The organism is Borreliella bissettiae DN127, from assembly GCF_000222305.1.
In the GTDB taxonomy this organism is placed as follows: domain Bacteria; phylum Spirochaetota; class Spirochaetia; order Borreliales; family Borreliaceae; genus Borreliella; species Borreliella carolinensis.
Map to the genome: position 1 here is coordinate 344,866 of NC_015921.1, position 17,714 is coordinate 362,579.

The 17,714-nt window shown below is 27.1% G+C and carries 16 protein-coding genes; 4 read left to right on the forward strand and 12 right to left on the reverse strand.

Features of this window, described 5'->3' with window-relative positions; genetic code table 11:
* Positions 1-23: 23 nt before the first annotated feature.
* Genes rpsI through BBIDN127_RS01690 form a run of 9 tightly spaced genes read right to left on the reverse strand, consistent with a single transcriptional unit; the run spans position 24 to position 8,895 of the window.
* Complete coding sequence (gene rpsI / locus BBIDN127_RS01650) at positions 24-434, reverse strand: 30S ribosomal protein S9 (protein WP_014023579.1); 411 nt, start codon at positions 432-434, stop codon at positions 24-26.
* Position 435: 1 nt separating this feature from the next.
* A complete protein-coding gene (rplM, locus tag BBIDN127_RS01655; protein WP_014023580.1) occupies positions 436-894 on the reverse strand; it encodes a 50S ribosomal protein L13 in 459 nt (152 codons plus the stop codon).
* 51 nt (positions 895-945) lie between these two features.
* Positions 946-1,755 (reverse strand): hypothetical protein, encoded by an 810-nt coding sequence (locus BBIDN127_RS01660; protein ID WP_014023581.1) that lies wholly within the window; start codon positions 1,753-1,755, stop codon positions 946-948.
* Complete coding sequence (gene gatB, locus BBIDN127_RS01665; protein ID WP_044054950.1) at positions 1,748-3,205, reverse strand: Asp-tRNA(Asn)/Glu-tRNA(Gln) amidotransferase subunit GatB; 1,458 nt, start codon at positions 3,203-3,205, stop codon at positions 1,748-1,750. The genes BBIDN127_RS01660 and gatB overlap by 8 nt, the downstream gene beginning before the upstream one ends.
* Positions 3,195-4,640, reverse strand: coding sequence for an Asp-tRNA(Asn)/Glu-tRNA(Gln) amidotransferase subunit GatA (gene gatA / locus BBIDN127_RS01670; protein ID WP_014023583.1), 1,446 nt, complete (start codon positions 4,638-4,640; stop codon positions 3,195-3,197). The genes gatB and gatA overlap by 11 nt, the downstream gene beginning before the upstream one ends.
* A gap of 9 nt (positions 4,641-4,649) precedes the next feature.
* A complete protein-coding gene (gatC, locus tag BBIDN127_RS01675; protein ID WP_014023584.1) occupies positions 4,650-4,925 on the reverse strand; it encodes an Asp-tRNA(Asn)/Glu-tRNA(Gln) amidotransferase subunit GatC in 276 nt (91 codons plus the stop codon).
* A 9-nt stretch (positions 4,926-4,934) separates the two neighbouring features.
* On the reverse strand, positions 4,935-7,031 hold the full coding sequence (locus tag BBIDN127_RS01680) for an ATP-dependent helicase (protein ID WP_014023585.1): 2,097 nt from the start codon (positions 7,029-7,031) through the stop codon (positions 4,935-4,937).
* A 2-nt stretch (positions 7,032-7,033) separates the two neighbouring features.
* Positions 7,034-8,233, reverse strand: a complete 1,200-nt coding sequence (locus BBIDN127_RS01685) for a BB_0345 family helix-turn-helix protein (RefSeq protein WP_014023586.1) — start codon at positions 8,231-8,233, stop codon at positions 7,034-7,036.
* Between the two features lie 11 nt (positions 8,234-8,244).
* A complete protein-coding gene (locus tag BBIDN127_RS01690; protein WP_014023587.1) occupies positions 8,245-8,895 on the reverse strand; it encodes a LolA family protein in 651 nt (216 codons plus the stop codon).
* 195 nt (positions 8,896-9,090) lie between these two features.
* On the opposite strand from BBIDN127_RS01690, the gene BBIDN127_RS01695 reads away from it, so the two are divergent.
* The 3 genes from BBIDN127_RS01695 to amrB all read left to right on the forward strand — a co-directional run bounded on the left by BBIDN127_RS01695 (position 9,091) and on the right by amrB (position 12,798).
* On the forward strand, positions 9,091-10,509 hold the full coding sequence (locus tag BBIDN127_RS01695; RefSeq protein WP_014023588.1) for an NFACT RNA binding domain-containing protein: 1,419 nt from the start codon (positions 9,091-9,093) through the stop codon (positions 10,507-10,509).
* A gap of 97 nt (positions 10,510-10,606) precedes the next feature.
* Positions 10,607-12,040 (forward strand): pyruvate kinase, encoded by a 1,434-nt coding sequence (gene pyk / locus BBIDN127_RS01700; RefSeq protein WP_014023589.1) that lies wholly within the window; start codon positions 10,607-10,609, stop codon positions 12,038-12,040.
* A gap of 17 nt (positions 12,041-12,057) precedes the next feature.
* Entirely contained in the window at positions 12,058-12,798 is a 741-nt protein-coding gene (amrB, locus tag BBIDN127_RS01705; protein WP_044054951.1) for an AmmeMemoRadiSam system protein B, read from the forward strand.
* Positions 12,799-12,816: 18 nt separating this feature from the next.
* Here the strand turns inward: amrB and rpmB are convergent, their stop codons facing one another.
* Positions 12,817-13,095, reverse strand: a complete 279-nt coding sequence (gene rpmB, locus BBIDN127_RS01710; RefSeq protein WP_014023591.1) for a 50S ribosomal protein L28 — start codon at positions 13,093-13,095, stop codon at positions 12,817-12,819.
* Between the two features lie 16 nt (positions 13,096-13,111).
* On the reverse strand, positions 13,112-14,677 hold the full coding sequence (locus BBIDN127_RS01715; protein WP_014023592.1) for a hypothetical protein: 1,566 nt from the start codon (positions 14,675-14,677) through the stop codon (positions 13,112-13,114).
* Between the two features lie 109 nt (positions 14,678-14,786).
* Here BBIDN127_RS01715 and BBIDN127_RS01720 point away from each other — a divergent pair, with 109 nt between their 5' ends.
* Positions 14,787-15,917, forward strand: a complete 1,131-nt coding sequence (locus BBIDN127_RS01720) for a hypothetical protein (protein ID WP_014023593.1) — start codon at positions 14,787-14,789, stop codon at positions 15,915-15,917.
* Here BBIDN127_RS01720 and BBIDN127_RS01725 read toward each other — a convergent pair.
* The gene (locus BBIDN127_RS01725) at positions 15,914-17,713 is read right to left on the reverse strand and encodes a hypothetical protein (protein WP_014023594.1); all 1,800 of its coding nucleotides are present in this window, start codon (positions 17,711-17,713) and stop codon (positions 15,914-15,916) included. The two genes, BBIDN127_RS01720 and BBIDN127_RS01725, sit on opposite strands and share 4 nt — an antisense overlap.
* Position 17,714: the final 1 nt, after the last annotated feature.

Sequence of the window (17,714 nt, forward strand, 5' to 3'; positions counted from 1 at the left end):
TGTAAAATGTATAAAAAATAAAATTATCTTTTAGAGAATTGGAAACTTTTTCGTGCTTTTTTCTGTCCAAATTTTTTACGTTCAACCTTCCTTGAATCTCTTGTTAAAAACCCATTAGATCTCAAAATCATCTTATTAGATTCATCAAGTTCAAAAAGAGCTCTTGAAATGCCGTGCCTTATTGCCCCTGATTGACCTGAAATCCCTCCCCCATAAACATTAATATAAAGATCATATTTTCCAAGTGTATTTGTCAAAACCAAAGGCGATAGAACCATTGTTCTTAAATTTTCAAGTTGGATGTAAGAGTCAAAGTCTCTATTATTTACTTTAATATTGCCACTACCCTCTCTAATGTAAACTCTAGCAACAGAAGATTTCCTCCTACCAGTTCCCATTGATAAATTAACATTGCTAAAATTTGATTTTTTCATTTTACCTCTCTAAATTAGCTTCCAGCTTTATAGGATTTTGAGCTTTAAGAGTATGCTCTGAACCAGGAAAGACTTTTAAATTTCTAAAAAGATTGCGCCCCAAAGGACCTTTTGGCAACATGCCCTTAATAGCAATCTCAAGAGGTGCACAAGGCTTTCTCTCTGATAATGTTCTAAAAGTATCAGAATAAAGACCCCCGGGATATCTTGAATGCCTATAATAAAGTTTTTGTTGATATTTTTTCCCCGTAAGCCTAACCTTAGAAGCATTAATAATAATAACATTGTCACCTAAATCTTGATGGGGAGTATAATAAGCTTTATGTTTCCCTCTTAAAATTTTAACAACATCCACAGCAACTTTACCTAAAATTCTATCTGCTGCATCAATTAAATACCATTTTTTCTCAACAGTCTTTGGCTTGATCCAAATCGTAACATTATTGGTTATTTTATTCATAATAGCACATTACCCTTACTATAATTTTATGCATAAATCTCATTCATTGTATTATTTGTAAGGATCACTGTCAAGTCCATCAATAAACTTATTTTTAAGAGCAAAACAAATTTTTTTAAAATTATCCAGATCTCCTTTAGAAAATTTCAAAGGAATAATAGATGGAATACTAAAATTTGGACTAATTAAATAACCAAATTTGAGAAATTCATTAAAAATTTCAGTATGATAACAAGCATCATAAAGAGGAAACATATACCTATCAGTTACTCTAAACAAAGATGTAGCAAAAGAATTAAAATCAACATCGATATTTTTCCTATAAAATAAAAGCTTGCTTAATGTATGTCTAGCTAAAGATAAAGTCACAGCATCAAAATTATCTTTAAATTCTATTTTTCTAGAAAGGTTATCCATAACAACAATGCTAACAGACATAAAATCAGGCAAAGGAATATTGAAAATCATAGGATACTTAATATTTCTAAATCCTACTCTAAACTCATATATTCCATCTTCTTTTTCCCAAGGCATAAAAAATTTATTTTTACCAGTTAAAGATAATAAAAATTCTTTTGCATCTTTTTCTAGCCTAAAAATATAAACAGACCCAGCCTCTTTAAAAAAGGTAAATACCAAATTGACAAATTGATTTTTAAAAACAGAGGGATAAGGAGATATCAAACCCCTTGACATAGTTTGTTTAAAAAGTCGATTTAAGCCCTGAACTCTATAACCTAAAAAATTTTTACCACCATTTAAATATAAATCCAAATATCTCTTACCATGAATATCATAAAGATAAAAAAATCTTGCCCTTTTAATCACTGGCAAATTGTCTATTAAAGGCAAATCATACATTTGATAAACTTTCTAAAAGAATTTCATTTGCAAGTATAGGATTAATCTTTCCTGAAGATTTTTTCATTATTTGCCCCATCATAAATTTGATAGCATGATCTTTACCCTTTTTGTAAAGCTCAATTGATTTAGGATTTTCATCTAAAACTTTAAGCACAATCTGTTTAATAACAAATTTATCACTTACTTGCTCTAATTGATTTTCACTTATAACAACAGAAGCAGAAACTCCCCTAGTCATCATCTCTGAAAACACCCTTTTTGCCATTTTGCCACTTATTTTGCCAGCAACAATAAATTCAACAAGCTCTGTAATATAGTTTGGAAGTAAATTAAATTCAAGAACACTAATTCCTTTATCATTAAGAACGCTTAAAACTTCAGACAATATCCAATTGGCTACTTTTTTAGGCTCACTTGCATTAATAACAGCCTCTTCAAAGTATTTAAGCAGGTGCTTATCTGCTGTTAAAGTAATAACATCAAAATCACTTAGCCCATATTGATCTTTAAGCCTAACTCTTGCATCAAATGGAAGTTCAATTAACTTTAAATTTTTAATATTATCAATATAAGTATCATCAATCTCTATTAAAGGTAGATCGGGTTCTTGGAAATAGCGATAATCAGATACTGTCTCTTTATTTCTTTGAATAACTGTTGTCCCACTCTTATCATCAAATCCTCTAGTGTGCTTACCACAACTATCAAGGGTTTTCCTAAATTGAACCCACTCCTGTTGCTGCCTTAATTCTTCATATTCAATGGCAGATTTAATAGACTTAAAAGAATTTAAATTCTTTATTTCAGCTATAGGAGTTTTATATTCAAAATCATCCTCTTTAACAATTAAATTAACATTTACATCACATCTAAAAGAGCCATTCTCCATATTACATTCGGACAAATCAAGATACCTAAAAATTTCTCTTAAAGAACTTAGAAAAGCAACTGCTTCGTCCCCACTGCTAATATCTGGAGCAGAAACAATTTCAAGCAAAGGAGCACCCGAACGATTAAAATCAACATAACTTTGATTCTCACTATCCAATAAATGCAAACTCTTGCCAGAATCTTCTTCCATATGAATTCTAATAATATTAATCTTTTTAAGCCCAAAAGAGGCTTCAATTAATAAGCTTCCCCCCTCACAAATTGGCTTATCATTTTGCGAGATTTGATATCCTTTTGGCAAATCTGGATAATAATAATGCTTTCTATCAAATTTAACAATATTTCTAATTTTTGAATTTGTGGCATGCCCTGCTAGAATTGCACTATTAATAAGCTCTACATTCACACTTGGCAATGAACCAGGAAGCCCAAGGCAAATTGGACAAACACGAGAATTGGGAACTCCTCCAAACTCATTCTTACATCCACAAAAAGCCTTTGTTTTCAAACCTAACTGAATATGAATTTCTAATCCAATAACTAATTTATATTCCATTCAATCCTAATTCCCTAATCACATTTTTTGAAAAACTTAAAAGTTCAAAATCTTTCTTGCTGCACCCAATAATTTGCATTCCGATCGACAATCCTTCCTCATCCTTAGAATACGGAAGCGAAATAGCCGGAGCTCCAATAAGATTTGCAATCACAGTACAAATGTCTGAATAATACATTTTAACAGGATCATCAAAATCCAAGCCGACTTTAAAAGGTTTAACAAAGCTTGTTGGAGTAATAATAAAATCACAGCTTTCAAAAAGCTTGTTAAATTTAGGAATAATCACATTTTGAAGAATTTCACAAGCCTTTGAATAATATTTAACATCATACCCTTCCGATAATAAATAATTTCCAAGAACAATCCGCCTTTTAACTTCTTCTGATAAAAAATTGCTCCTATGTTTAAAATAAAAATCATTAAGACTCAAACTTTCAGAGATTCTCTTTCCGTAACAAAGCGCAGTATAACGAGCAAGATTGGAGGACGCTTCAACAGGAGAAATTGTATAATAAATTGATAGAATAAAATTAATCTCTTCTATTGAAACTTCTTTTATATTAACACCTTTTGACAAAAGGTCTAATTTAAATTTGGCAAAACTACTTGCAACATTTTTATCCATTAGATCCTCGCCAAGTTCTTTGATTACAACTAAATTTTTACCTTGCAACGACTCAATTTTTAAAGGATAAAAATCATCAAAGATGTCTACGCTAGTAGAATCCATTTTATCAAATCCGCAAGTATGCTTTAAAATCAAAGCAATATCTTCAATAGAATGAGAAAAAAATCCTATTTGGTCAAAAGAAGAAGCATAAGATGCAAGCCCATAACGAGAAAGACCTCCATAAGAAGGCTTGAAACCCAAAATTCCTGAAAAAGATGCAGGAAGCCTGACAGAACCTCCAGTATCACTACCAAGCGAAAAAGGCGCTTGAAAAGCTGCAACTACAGCTGCAGAACCCCCGGAACTACCACCTATGACATATTCTCTATTTAAAGGATTTAAGGTTGCACCATAATAAGAAAATTCACCGGTAGAACCCATGGCAAATTCATCCATATTGGTTCTACCAATTAAAATTGCTCCTTTCTTCTTAAGCCTTTTAATCACAGTCGCATCATAAGGAGAAATATAGCCTTTTAAAATCTCAGAAGCACAAGTTAAAGATTTATCTTGAATTGAAATATTATCTTTGACCGCAATAAGCATGCCAATTAAAGGCAAATCTTCTAATTCACAATTTTTTAAACAATCGTCATACTTTTTTGCAATCTCTAAAGAATCATCAAAAAATTCAATATATCCATTGATATCTTTATTTAATTCATAATTATTTTTATAAGCAAGCAAAATATCATAAATTTTACATTTTCTAGTTAAAACTAATTCTTGAATTTTGGTTAAAGTTAAATTGCTTAAGTCCAATACCTTACCCTATTCTAATATTTTAGGAGATGAAAAATATCCATCTAAAAACGAATTACTAAGCTTTTTAATTGATTCAATAGAAAGAGAAAATCTTACTTTATCCTCGCGCAACGTAGAAATCTTTTTCTTATTTGCATCAAAATTAATTTGAACCTCAAAATTTGAAATTTCATTAACTAATTTAATAACTTTCTCAAATTTTGAAATAAATTTATCTTCACTCTCCCTACTAAGTGTCACTAAGCTTAATTTTAAACTATTTTCTAAATGTATATCTTTCAAAATAAACCCCTAAACTTTGATAATTTTTTTAATATACTCAGGACTCAAAATAGCTTTCTTACCATTTCTCAAACTAATTTTAACAAACTGCAAGTTGCTTTGGTACCAACTATCAACAACTATTCCCTTTTCTCCATTATAAATTATATAGTCTCCAATATTAAATCTAATATCCCTTTTGTTGTCAATAAAAAAATTATTAAAATTCTCTTTTAAATACTCAGGAATAAAAGTAATGTCATAAGAATTTTTATCAATATCTTGGAAAAAAACGGAGGGCAAAGTGCCCTTATAAGAACCTCTAAAAGCTCGCCTTAAATTTAAGGTAACAATAAGCTCTGATTTAGCTCTTGTGATTGCAACATAAAAAAGCCTCCTCTCCTCTTCAAGCCTATCTTCTGTTAATTCATCAATTTCAGCAGGCAAAAGACCTTTCTCAAGCCCAGAAATCACAACTCTGTCAAATTCAAGCCCCTTAACACCATGAATTGAAGACAAAAGTATATTGGACTTAAAATCTCCAGAAATCAAAGGAGAAAGTGAAGAATTTTCTAAAAATATAGCAAGACCTTCAAATGTGCCTGAATATTCAATTCCACTATTAACAAGTTCATCAATATTTCTTAATTTTTCGTCCTTATCAAATTTTTTATAATAATCTAAAAGGCCAAACTTAATTACAACATCCTCAATAAAAGCAGATAAATTAATATAATTATCTTCAAAAAGTTTTTTGCTCAGTTCATCATAAACATTTAAAAACAATAAAAGAGACTCTTTGACTCTATTTTTAAACAAACTTAAAGTCTTTTTACTTGCAGAAAACAAATTAAAATTAACATCTTCATCATTTAAAGCACTAATTATTTTGTCTAGAGTAGTTTTTCCAATTCCTCTAGAAGGCTTGTTTATCATTCTCAAAAAAGATATTTTATCCCTCTTATTTATAAAAAGCCTAAGCAAACAAATAATATCTTTTATTTCCTCTCTATCATAAAATTTAATTGATCCTAAAACCTTGTATGGAATATTTTTCTTTAAAAAAGATGTTTCAAAATGAAAAGATTGAGAATTAAATCTATAAAGTATTGCTGTCTGAATATCGTTGGAAATAAGCAAATTAGAAAAATATTCAGCTTCATCTGAGGTGCTTTGAAAAACTAAAAATTTCATCCTTTTATAAGAACTATTTTGAGTTGTTATTTCTTTCTCGTACCTATTTTTATTTTTTGAAATAACCTGATTTGCAATGCTCACTATATTTGAATTTGAGCGATAATTTTGCACTAAATAAAATTTAATAACATTGCAAAAAGTTTTTTCAAATTCAAGAATATTTTCAATTCTAGCCCCCCTAAAAGAATATATAGACTGATCTTCATCTCCTACGACCATAAAATACATACCATCCAAATAAAGTTCTTTCAAAAATAAAAATTGGGAATAATTTGTATCTTGATATTCATCTACAAAAATAACTTTAAATCTGGATTGAATAGATTCTTTTAGGTATTTAGACTGCCTCAGCATTAAAATAGGTTTAATAATAAGATCTGAAAAATCAAAAGCATTATTTTTGGCTTTCTCTTCCTCATAAATTTTAATATACTCATGTTCCTTTTTTGTAAATTCAGTAAATTTTTCTAAGAAAAAATTTTCTTTGTCTTTTAAAATCAAAGCTGCAATATGTTTTGCCATTTCAAGATTTGGAGCAAGATCAATTTGTTTAATAAATTTAACAACATCATTGGTATCCCAAATTGTAAAATTTGAATCGTAATTTTTGTCAAAATCCTTATAGTAAGCTCTCAAAAGCCAAGACCCAAAAGAATGAAAAGTTTGAATATGAAGTTTTTTATCAAATTTTAAAAGATCATTTATCCTATCATTCATTTCGTTTGCAGCTTTATTGGTAAAAGTTAAAGCCAAAATTTCATTAGGATCTATATTCATATGTTTGATTAAATACACAATTTTTGCAGTTATAACTCTTGTTTTACCACTTCCAGGCCCCGCCAAAACAAGCATTGGATTTTTACTTTTACTAAAAACAATTTTTTCCTGAGAAGTATTTAAGCTAGAAAAAAATTTTTTTATTTTATCCATTATTAATAAACTTCAGAAACCTTAAGATCAAACCCTGAGGGCGTCTTTACCCAAAAAAATTGAACAGCAAAAATTTCTTTTCCCTGCTCTTTTAAAAAAGAAGTAATATCTCTGTCATTAATAATAATATTAACATCAGAAAGTCTTGAAAAAAATAGTATCAAAGATTTATCAAAAGCTAAATTAATAGGAATACCTTTGGATGCAAAAAGAGACTTGCCATAAAGATTGTTTTCATCGGCATATCTAAAAAACGTATCATTTAAAAAATCGATTTTTAAATCAACATTTGAAAGTTTTTGAGAAGAATACAGAGTAAGATAATCGCTACTTGGTAGTTTTTCAGTTCCCTTAACATCAAACTGCCAATTTAAAATATTAAACCTACTGTCAATAGTAGTTTCAGAAACATATTTAACATTTAAAGCAAAAGACTCTAAACTTATATGAGCTATTTTCAGCTTATCATAATAATAATTTTCATAAATAATTTTGACCCTAATATTATCATCAAGATTTATCTCTTTAAATTCTCCTAAATTTAAAATGTTTTTACTTTTTTTAGACTCATCAACAATAACTAAATCATCGCTAATAAACGATGCTCTATATTTAACAATATCATCACCATATGTTAAAGATAAAAAATCTCCCTCTTTAAGAGAAACATTCCAAAAATTCTTTTTATCAAAAGACACTTCATGAATATTTGAAATTATCTTTTCATCCTGACTAAGCTTGAAAAATTTTTTAAAATAAACTTTCACTTCTCTAAAATAAAAAAACACAAATAATAATAAAAGAACACCAACAATGCCCAAAAAGATTTTCAAAATACTTAAAGATTCTAAACTGAAAAAAAACAATTTTTTGTCTGAAACTTTATTATCACCTAAAAATCCTAAATTTGAAATTTTATCTTCAGATCTAATCCCAATATAACTATTATTAAGTCTACTTTTATAATCCTTAAAAAGTGTTGATATCAATCTAGAGTCAATATCTAAATATTCGCTATAAGTTCTTAAAAACCCTACAGCCAAAACTTCGTTTGGGAAAATTTCAATATTAGAATCTTCAAGAGCTTTAAGATACTTAACAGAAATTTTAATATCATCGGCTACAATTTCAAGAGTCAAATTTTTACCATTTCTAACTTTTCTCAAATAACTCCCAAATTTAATAAAATCATTTTCTTCCATAGATTTAAACCTTAATTTTTTTTAATATCATATAAAAAATTATCTACCTTATTTGAAGACTTTGGAGGATCATATTTAAATTTGCTATCAAGAATTCCAACATTAAACTTCACAGCAGTTAAATCAATAACTATTTCACGCCCACCACTAGTAGGAAAAGCAGTAATTCTTCTAATTATTCCATCTGGAGCAAAAGCAATAATAAAAGAATTAATAGTAGCAGCCCCCTTGTAAAGCTTTCTAGAAAAGGTTAATTTAATATATTTTCCAGGCTCAGATGAGTCAAGATCTTCTAGATTTGGAGAATTGGTATAAGATACGCTATACTCACTATTTAAAACTTTCATAAGACCTCCCCCACTACTCCCCTTTACTAATTGCTGATTAAAAGAAGTCCCAAGAGATGGAACATAAACAGTCAAAAATTCACCATCGCTTACAAAAACCTGATTATTTGAATCTAGATCAATAATAAACTTGTCTGGAAACTTATAAAGCAAAACACCCGTTTGCTTTAATCCCTTTAAAGTAAAATTAATTGTTGCTTGCATATCCTCTATATTTTGATATTTAGCATAAATTCCCTCAAAATATTGATTTGCAGATATTTGAGCAAACACAGCAACGGGATACAAAACTAATAAAAGTAATGTTTTTATCATTCTATGAACTCTTATTATTAATAAGCTTAAGCTATTAACAAAACTACATTTAAACTATTTATTGCCAATAAACTTTATTTCCATAATACTACATATCATGGAAATAAACTATTATTAATAGTAATAGTTTAATACATAAAATAAAAATTTAAAGCTTAGGTATAAACACCTTGAAAGAATTAGGATTTGATAAAAATGTCTTTGAATTACGCTGAAATAAATACTTTGATTAAAGAAATTCCTTTCACAAACTCTTTAATAACAAAAATAATACAACCGGATTACAAAAGCTTAATTTTAGAGCTTTACAATAAGATTGACAATACAAAATTTAAAATACTAATCTCTTTAAATCCAAACACTACAAGATTCCATATAACAAAAAAAAGTTTCAAAAAGATTTCTTTAAAATTAAGATTTTCTGACTTCTTAAAATCAAAAATTCACAATGGGAAAATTATAAAAGCCTTCCAGATGAAAAATGAAAGAATCATCTCTCTTGAAATTTTTAAAAAGGAAATAATTATCTTATTTATTAAATTGTGGCCATCCTCGCCAAATATAATAGCTACAAACTCAAACTTTAAAATACTAGATGCATATTACAGAAGACCAAAAATAAAAGAAACAACGGGTGAAATCTTTTCAAAAGCTAAAGAAATACATGAAAGCAATAAAATGACTGATAAAAAAATTATGAGCCTGAAAGAAGAATACAATAATACAAGCTACAAATCTTATTCTGAATTTCTTGAAAATTACTACGAATCGCTTAATGATCAAATTAAAAAAACCAATACAAAAGAATTGCTTATTGAAAAATATAAAAAAGAATTAATTGTTTTAGAAAAAAGAATAAACTCATTAAAACAACAAATTAAACTGATTGAAAACATTGAAAAAGAAAAAGAAAAAGGCGAGTTGATTTTATTAAATATTAATAAAATACAAAAAGGGATTAAAGAAATAAGCCTCTTAAATTATAAAGAGAAAATAATAAAAATATCCCTAAACCAATCATTATCACCAAAAGAAAATGCCTTACAATATTTTAAAGCATATAAAAAAGGCAAAAATTCTTTTAAAACCATACAAAATCAATTAAAAGATAATCTAGATAAATTTAATTTAATTCAATCAAAAATAACAATGTTAAAAGTCGAAAATTTCATCCCAGAAGAAGAATGTAATCAAGAAAAAACTGCTATCAAAGAAAAAGAAAAAGCGCCAAAAATAGGCTTGCATTTTACCCATTGCGGATTTGAAATCCTCGTTGGAAGAAACGCAAAAGAAAACGATGAACTTTTAAGACATTGCGTTAAAGGAAATGACTATTGGCTTCACACAAGAGATTGTCCTGGGGCTTATGTTTTTATTAAAAATCAAAAAAATAAAACTCCTAGCCTTGATGTCCTTTTGGCTGCTGGCAATTTATGCGTATTTTACACAAAATTAGCAAAAAAATCGGAAAAGGCAGATCTTTACTACACTCAGGTTAAAAATTTAAGAAGGGTTAAAAGCAAAAAACTGGGCCTTGTAATTCCAAAAGCAGAAAAAAATTTACATATTAAGCTAGATGAAAATCTAATAAAAAAATTAAAAAATCAAACCTAAACACTACTTATATCAAAGTAAAGTTTTGAATTTTTTACAAAATATTGTTATTCAAAGACAAAAAGCATAAAATTTATAAAAGTGGAGGAAGAATTTTATGATTTCAAAGTTAACAAAAATTGTAGCAACAATATCTGATCTTAGATGCGAACCAGAACATATAAAAGATTTATACGATGCGGGAGTAAATGTTATAAGACTAAATACTGCTCATCAATCACACGAAGATACAATAAAAGTAATAGACAATGTTAGAAAAATTTCAAATAAAATAGCTCTAATGATTGATACAAAAGGACCAGAAGTTAGAACAGCAAATATTGAAAACCCTATTATTGTAAAAACTGGAGACAAGGTAATCATTTCAACTTCTCCTATTAATGAGCCTAATAACTTTCAAACCAATTATGATGGATTTGTTAAAGAAGTACCCCAAGGATCTAAGGTGCTAATTGATGACGGTGAGCTTGAAATGACTGTTGTTGACAAATTGTCTGACCGATTAATTTGTGAAATTAAAAACGACGGCCAAATTAAAAATAAAAAATCAATCAATACTCCCGGAATTTCTCTTAAACTACAATCAGTAACCGAAAAAGACAAAGGATTTATTGAGCTTGCGGCAAAATATAATGTAGATTTTATTGCCCATTCGTTTGTAAGACACTCCAAAGACATTCAAGATGTTCAAGAAATTTTAAATGCTTCTGGAAATCCTGATGTAAAAATTATATCCAAAATCGAAAATCAAGAAGGAATTGACAACATTGAAGAAATTGCAAAAGCCTCTTACGGGATAATGGTTGCAAGAGGAGATATGGGAGTTGAAATTCCTGCAGAAGATGTGCCCATTGCTCAACTTAAAATAACACAAACATGCATAAAATATGGAATACCCGTGATTACAGCAACCCAAATGCTTCATACAATGATTGAAAATCCAAGACCTACTAGAGCAGAAGTATCTGACATAGCTAACGCTATTTTAAACGGCACAGACGCAATTATGTTGTCCGGAGAAACTGCCTACGGGAAATATCCAATTGAAGCTGTAAAAATGATGACAAGTATTGCTAAAAAAGTTGAAAAACACAGAAAAATGACCTTATATAAGGATGAACTTTTTTGCGATAAAAACATCACAAGAAACTATATTATCAAATGTGCAATTGATGCCACAAAGCTTATAGACGTAAAAGCAATTATTGTAGATTCTCTAAAGGGCAAAACTGCAAGAATAATGGCGACTTACAGAGCAAGTGCTCCATTATTTATTACAACAAATAGCGAGAGACTGGCAAGAGAATTAGCATTATCTTACGGAGTTTATTCTAATCTTGTAGACAATAATTTTAAAAGAACTACTGAATTTGTAGTAACTTCTCTTAAAATGCTAAAAGAACAAAGTATTGTTAATGACAAAGATACTGTAATAATTATTTCTGGCAATCCAAATAGAAATATTGAAAAAGGAACAGAATTTATGGAAATAAACACAGTAGAAGATGCCATCAAAGGACGAAATATATAAAACAAATTAGAAACTCTCTGGTTGAAAACATATTTTATTCAAATAAGACAAACGGCTTATCATTTAATTTGGAAGAAAAAAAAACTCACAAAGCCATCCTAACAGGTTATGGAAATTATGAGTTTTTTTTAAAAAATGAATGTTTGTTTAAAAAAATAATATCAAATCAAACTAATAATGTATTTATAATCTCTGAAGCAAAAAGCAATTCTTTAATTAATATATCCAATCACCGTGTGTGGAGAATTTTTAATAAAAATATTAAAGTAAACTTACAGATATTAAAATTATTAAAAAATTTAAATTTTATTAACATAGATGATAAATTAATCGAAAATGACCATAAAATTGAAATTACATTGAATTTTATTAGCAACATCAAGGAAAATATAAAAATAATTCCAATAATTTTTGGAAAAACTTACAATAAGCACTTACTAAAATTTTGTGAGTTTTTAAAACCTTTTATAAGCAAAGAAGAAAATTCATTTATTTTGCTATCTTGCTTTATTTCAAAATCTACAAATATAAAAAAAGCCTTAAAGCTTGAAGAAAATTTAAAGCGTATACTTCTTGAAGAAGAATTGGTTAATCTTAACCTAATACTAGAAAACTATAAATCAAAAAAAATATTTCCAGAAAATATAAATGCAATCATGACTATTTCAAGCCTTTTTAAAAATTTCGACTTTACAGACTCAAAAATAACATTTAACTCACCAGAATACTTGATATCAAGCAGTATTCTACTAAGATAAAATTGTCAAAATTAAAATTTATAAAAAGTTTTCTATTCTTTTGCAGTTTTTCTTTAAAAAAGCATCAAGCCCAATCTTTGAAATACTTCTTAATGCATTAGCAGAAACCTTGATGTTAACACTTCTTCCAAGATTTGGAATAAAAAATTTTTTATTTATTAAATTAACCTTAAAGGTTCTTTTGGTTTTTACTCCAATATGTTGTCCAGCTCCACCTTTTTTCTTGGCAAGCCCCTTCCTTGGAACATTGTTTCCAAACATAGTTTTTTTACCCGTTATTTCACACTTCCTAGCCATTTTTACACTCCTTCATTTATGATTTTTTCTCCAAATATAAATCCATTAACTTTAAAAATAAAGCCAAACTACCCAAAATATTTTTCATTATACCTCCAAAGTTTGAATTGTTTCCATAGCTTTTAGCAAGATCCATATCAAGCTCTTTCCAATTATAAATCAACTCTCTTTCCAAAGAAACTTTTGAATAGTCTGAAAGACAATCTTGCAAACGCTGCTCAATAGCATATATTTTGGAATAATACTCGCTTGATATAACAAAAGCCTTTTTATTAACATCTGCTATTATATTTAACAATAATTTCTCTGAAGATTTATCCCCCAAAGAAGCTCTATGCAACAATGCATTTATTCTATTACCATAACCACCATGCTCTCCTAAATTAGAATCAAAATCAATAAGACTTGCATAAATATTAATCAAAGCATGCATGTCATTAGACATTTCTCTTGAAAGCTCTATAAGCTTCCATTGTCCTTTAATAATAAGTAAATTAATAATATCGTTAAGCTCTTTTTTAACAAAATAAATGGTATATGTTTTCAAATAAACTAAAAGCTCACAATAAATATAACCTGTAGTACTCATAATTTTAGATACAATCTTTTCATTCATTTTTTCAGTATAATTATCCAAATTTAAAAAAGATATTCCTGGGAAAAGCTGTTCGGCTAATATTTTAGATTTGCTATTTTTTTGCAAAACTTTAACCTTCTCAATTTCATTGGCAACATGCTTAGTAAGATCATTAAAAAACATTCTTGCCATTGGATTAGGTTTTTGCCCAACAGAAACAGGAAAATAATCCGGATCCCCACTAACATATCTTATTAGATATAAAATTTCTTTACTCTTATTTATATCCAAAATAGAAGAAATAATCTTAATCCAGGCATTCGATTTAATAGGAAAATCTTCTTTGTTCCCATAAATTTCTAAAATAATGTCATAAAGATTTTTCCAAATAGAAATATTCTTAATGCAAGAAATACATTCTAGCAAATCTTTAAGATCATCTATAATAACTCCACAACCTATAGAGCTAAATCTAGGTCTATACACAAAATCATCTTCTGGAAGCAAGTTGTCAAAATTTTTAAGAACCAAATGATATTGATATAAAACTAAATCAAAAAAATTATTCAAAGCCTCATAAGTTTCATCTATCAACTTAATTTGTTCTTGAGTTATATTTTTAAACAAATAAGATAAATTATTATGTAAATTTTTGGGAAGATCCGACGCAAAATTTATGTTATCACTTGCAGAAAAAGAATAAATATAATCTAAAGACTTCTTCTGATTTTCATTTAAATATTTTTCAACAACAAAATGAACAATTTTATTAGAATTTTTATATCTTTGCGCAAATGGCCTTAAGGGAGAAAAAATTTTATAAAAGTTATAAAGAAATCTAGAAAATTGAGGTAAGGCCTGAATTTTTGAAGCATTAAAAAAATTACTTACTCTGCTTAAATTAACTTTAACTTCTTTTAACCTTTTTTGCTTTATTTGCTCAGAAGTAAGCTCTTTATTAATACTAAACATGGAAAGTATAAAATCAAATAAACCCAAATTCATCATCCCCCTAAAAACTCTTCAGCTGCCTTACTCTATTTTTCAATTAAACATGAAAATTAATATAACTATAAAAATTATACATAATTTATTGTAAAATAAAAGAAAAAATTTGAATAATTTTATGAGAATAAAAAATCCAATACTAACAGCAATTTTATTAATTAGCTCTAGCTGTTCAACAAATAAGAATATAGTTGTACTAACTGACAACAAAACAATACCATTTTATATAAATCAATTTAATATAGAAAATAAACTAAATTTTATAATTAAATTTAGAAATAACATTGATCTGCAAACAATAGAAAAAGAAAATGCACAAATAATTATTTCTAAAAACATTGGCAACACAAATATTGCCAACCATTTTAAATCTATAAAAATCAATTATAATCCAGATTATCCTATCTTAAAACATATTTTCAAGCAATTTAACCAAAAAATTATTCCATTAAGCTTTGACATTCCTATTTTAATCTATAAAAATACACATCAAATTAAAAAATACATAAACACTAAATATTTAAAAGAAGAATACGAAAATTTCATTAAAGACGGAAAATTTTTTATATCTCCTTATGTTTCTGACAATTTATTTTATGTGATTTCTCAAATAAATAATGTGAGATTTTCTTTTGAAAAGAATCAATTAAATTATAATGAGAATCAAATTTTAAAAATGCTAGAATACTTCTCATCATTTTTAAATACAAAACAAATGGATTTGCAAAAAGATTTCTTTAATAAATACGGTTACTTAAAGCTAAACAAAATATTGCTTAATAAAAAATCCCTTTTAATAGCCGGATTGAGCGATATAGCCTCCTACAATAGTCTAAGCGAACAAGAGAAATCACAAATAAAATTTTCATATTTAATTAACAATAACAATGAAATTGTTATCTCAAACCCAAATTTTATTGGCATTTTAGAAACATCTATTTTAACTAACAAATTTATAAACTGGATCTTGAATAAAAAAACCCAAATAAGCCTAATTGGACTTAAAAATCATTCCCAATCAAATATGTGTTTTGGATTTGCCAATGGTTTTACTCTTTATAAAGAATTAAATTTAAAAATAAAACATTTAATTGATGGAATATCTCCTTTTATTATTGACGAAACTCAAATCAATAGCCATTCTTATGTATTAAGCAAAAAAACAATTGAAAAAGAAAACTTACTAATAAATGACTGGTTTTTCTCTAAATTTAATCTAAAAAAAAATAAAAATTAAATATGTTTTTCCTTGTAATTTACAACAATTATTTTAAAAATAAGAAAAAACAATAGCACAGAAAGAATAGCTAACGATGCGTACACGCTATTAAAAACATATATAAGAAGCGAGATAAAAACAATTAGAAAATAATTTACAAAAAGACAAACAATCCCTGAGAAAATAGCTATCATTAATGAAACTAGAAAAATCATAATTTTGGAATTGAAATTAAATTCTATTTTAGAAAACAAAGAGATAAAAACCGCTCCCATTAAAACTAGCAAAATAGGAGAAATCAGCAAAAGCAAACTTAAGGAAAAAATATTAATTAATTTCAAATTTAATATAGCAACCCTATCAAAAGCGCTTGACAAATTTTGAATTTTTAAAAAAAATCCTAACTCAGTAAAATTTGAAAATAAAGCCAAATTTTCTACATTTTCATTAATTCTGACAACCTCTAAAACATTTGTATCAAAACTATTAGTAGACATAAGGACTTTGGTGAGAGTAATTTCACTCTGCTCATTGTCTTTATCTAAAACATTTTGATACACAAAATTACCCTTCAAAGTAGCAAATGGAATTTTAATATGCAATATAACATTTCCTGTCTTATTAAATCTAATAAGTTCAAAATTTTTTATTATTTTAGAATGATTATTAAAGGCAACAACTTTTTGCATATAAATATAATCATAAAAACCTCTCTTAGAATCTGGTTGCAATAAAAATACATCGTTTATTCCGTAATATTCAAAATATTTTTCAATCTCATCAAAAAAAAGATATCTTTTCCTAAGCTTTTCAAGAGATTTATTTTTATAATTCAAAATTTCATTATCATTGGGCAATAGCTTATGAAGATTTGAAAACCCATAATAAGCTAATTTAAATTTTTCAGTATTAAGATATAAAAAGTTTTTTTGTTTTTCTTCAGAAATCAACTGCATTTTTTCTTTTTCGAAATTCCTGTTTTCATTAATAAACTTTAAAGTCAAATTTAAAAGCGCAACAAAATTATCATCTTTTGTTGCAACATAAGCAATATAAGCAAAGTAATTCGCCGTATAATAATCATTTTGAGAAATAAATTCATTGACAATATTGAAAAAATCTTGCTTTTTAAGGCTTTGCAAAGGATATTTAGAAAAAGTTTTTTTAACCTTTTCTAAATCAACGTCATAACTTGGAATTTTACTATATTCAGATTTCACTAAATAATAATTTGTTAAAAGCTCTTCATTATTTACATAAATAATTCGCATTTTATCATATATTCTAATCAAATTTTCAAGATGCTTTCTTTTTTGCTTCATTGAATCTGTCAAATCAGAAGATAAAAAAAATCTATTTGCAGACAAGCTTATATCTATATTTTTAATTTTAAGAGATATTTCATTTGCTTCACTTTCAAGAAGATTATATCTGTCGTAACTAAACTTATACTCATTTCTCTGAGCAATTATATGTGGCAAAATTAAATTAAATATAAAAGCAAAAAAGAGGCCTATAATAAAAAACAATATTAAAAATGTAGAAAGCCTAGAAAATAAATATCCATTATACGATTTTAAATAAATCTTTATTTCTTGCTGAGCAAAAAAAGCAAAATAAATGCAAACAATAAAAATAAAAAATCCATAAAAATACTTATAAAAAAGCAACATAGAATCAAAAAAAGTTGCTATTAATCTATGCTTTTCTAAAAAATTTTCTCCAAAAAAATATGAATAACTAAAGAGCAACCCTAGGAAAAAACACAGAAAAATAATAAAATTGCTCAAAAATGCATATATTTCTCTTTTCATA

What these genes read in the sequence shown, in the direction of transcription:
- rpsI (WP_014023579.1), bottom strand. Translation starts at nt 434, where the DNA reads ATGAAAAAATCAAATTTTAGCAATGTTAATTTATCAATGGGAACTGGT.
- rplM (WP_014023580.1), bottom strand. Translation starts at nt 894, where the DNA reads ATGAATAAAATAACCAATAATGTTACGATTTGGATCAAGCCAAAGACT.
- BBIDN127_RS01660 (WP_014023581.1), bottom strand. Translation starts at nt 1,755, where the DNA reads ATGTATGATTTGCCTTTAATAGACAATTTGCCAGTGATTAAAAGGGCA.
- gatB (WP_044054950.1), bottom strand. Translation starts at nt 3,205, where the DNA reads ATGGAATATAAATTAGTTATTGGATTAGAAATTCATATTCAGTTAGGT.
- BBIDN127_RS01680 (WP_014023585.1), bottom strand. Translation starts at nt 7,031, where the DNA reads ATGGATAAAATAAAAAAATTTTTTTCTAGCTTAAATACTTCTCAGGAA.
- BBIDN127_RS01685 (WP_014023586.1), bottom strand. Translation starts at nt 8,233, where the DNA reads ATGGAAGAAAATGATTTTATTAAATTTGGGAGTTATTTGAGAAAAGTT.
- BBIDN127_RS01690 (WP_014023587.1), bottom strand. Translation starts at nt 8,895, where the DNA reads ATGATAAAAACATTACTTTTATTAGTTTTGTATCCCGTTGCTGTGTTT.
- BBIDN127_RS01695 (WP_014023588.1), top strand. Translation starts at nt 9,091, where the DNA reads ATGTCTTTGAATTACGCTGAAATAAATACTTTGATTAAAGAAATTCCT.
- pyk (WP_014023589.1), top strand. Translation starts at nt 10,607, where the DNA reads ATGATTTCAAAGTTAACAAAAATTGTAGCAACAATATCTGATCTTAGA.
- rpmB (WP_014023591.1), bottom strand. Translation starts at nt 13,095, where the DNA reads ATGGCTAGGAAGTGTGAAATAACGGGTAAAAAAACTATGTTTGGAAAC.
- BBIDN127_RS01715 (WP_014023592.1), bottom strand. Translation starts at nt 14,677, where the DNA reads ATGAATTTGGGTTTATTTGATTTTATACTTTCCATGTTTAGTATTAAT.
- BBIDN127_RS01725 (WP_014023594.1), bottom strand. Translation starts at nt 17,713, where the DNA reads ATGAAAAGAGAAATATATGCATTTTTGAGCAATTTTATTATTTTTCTG.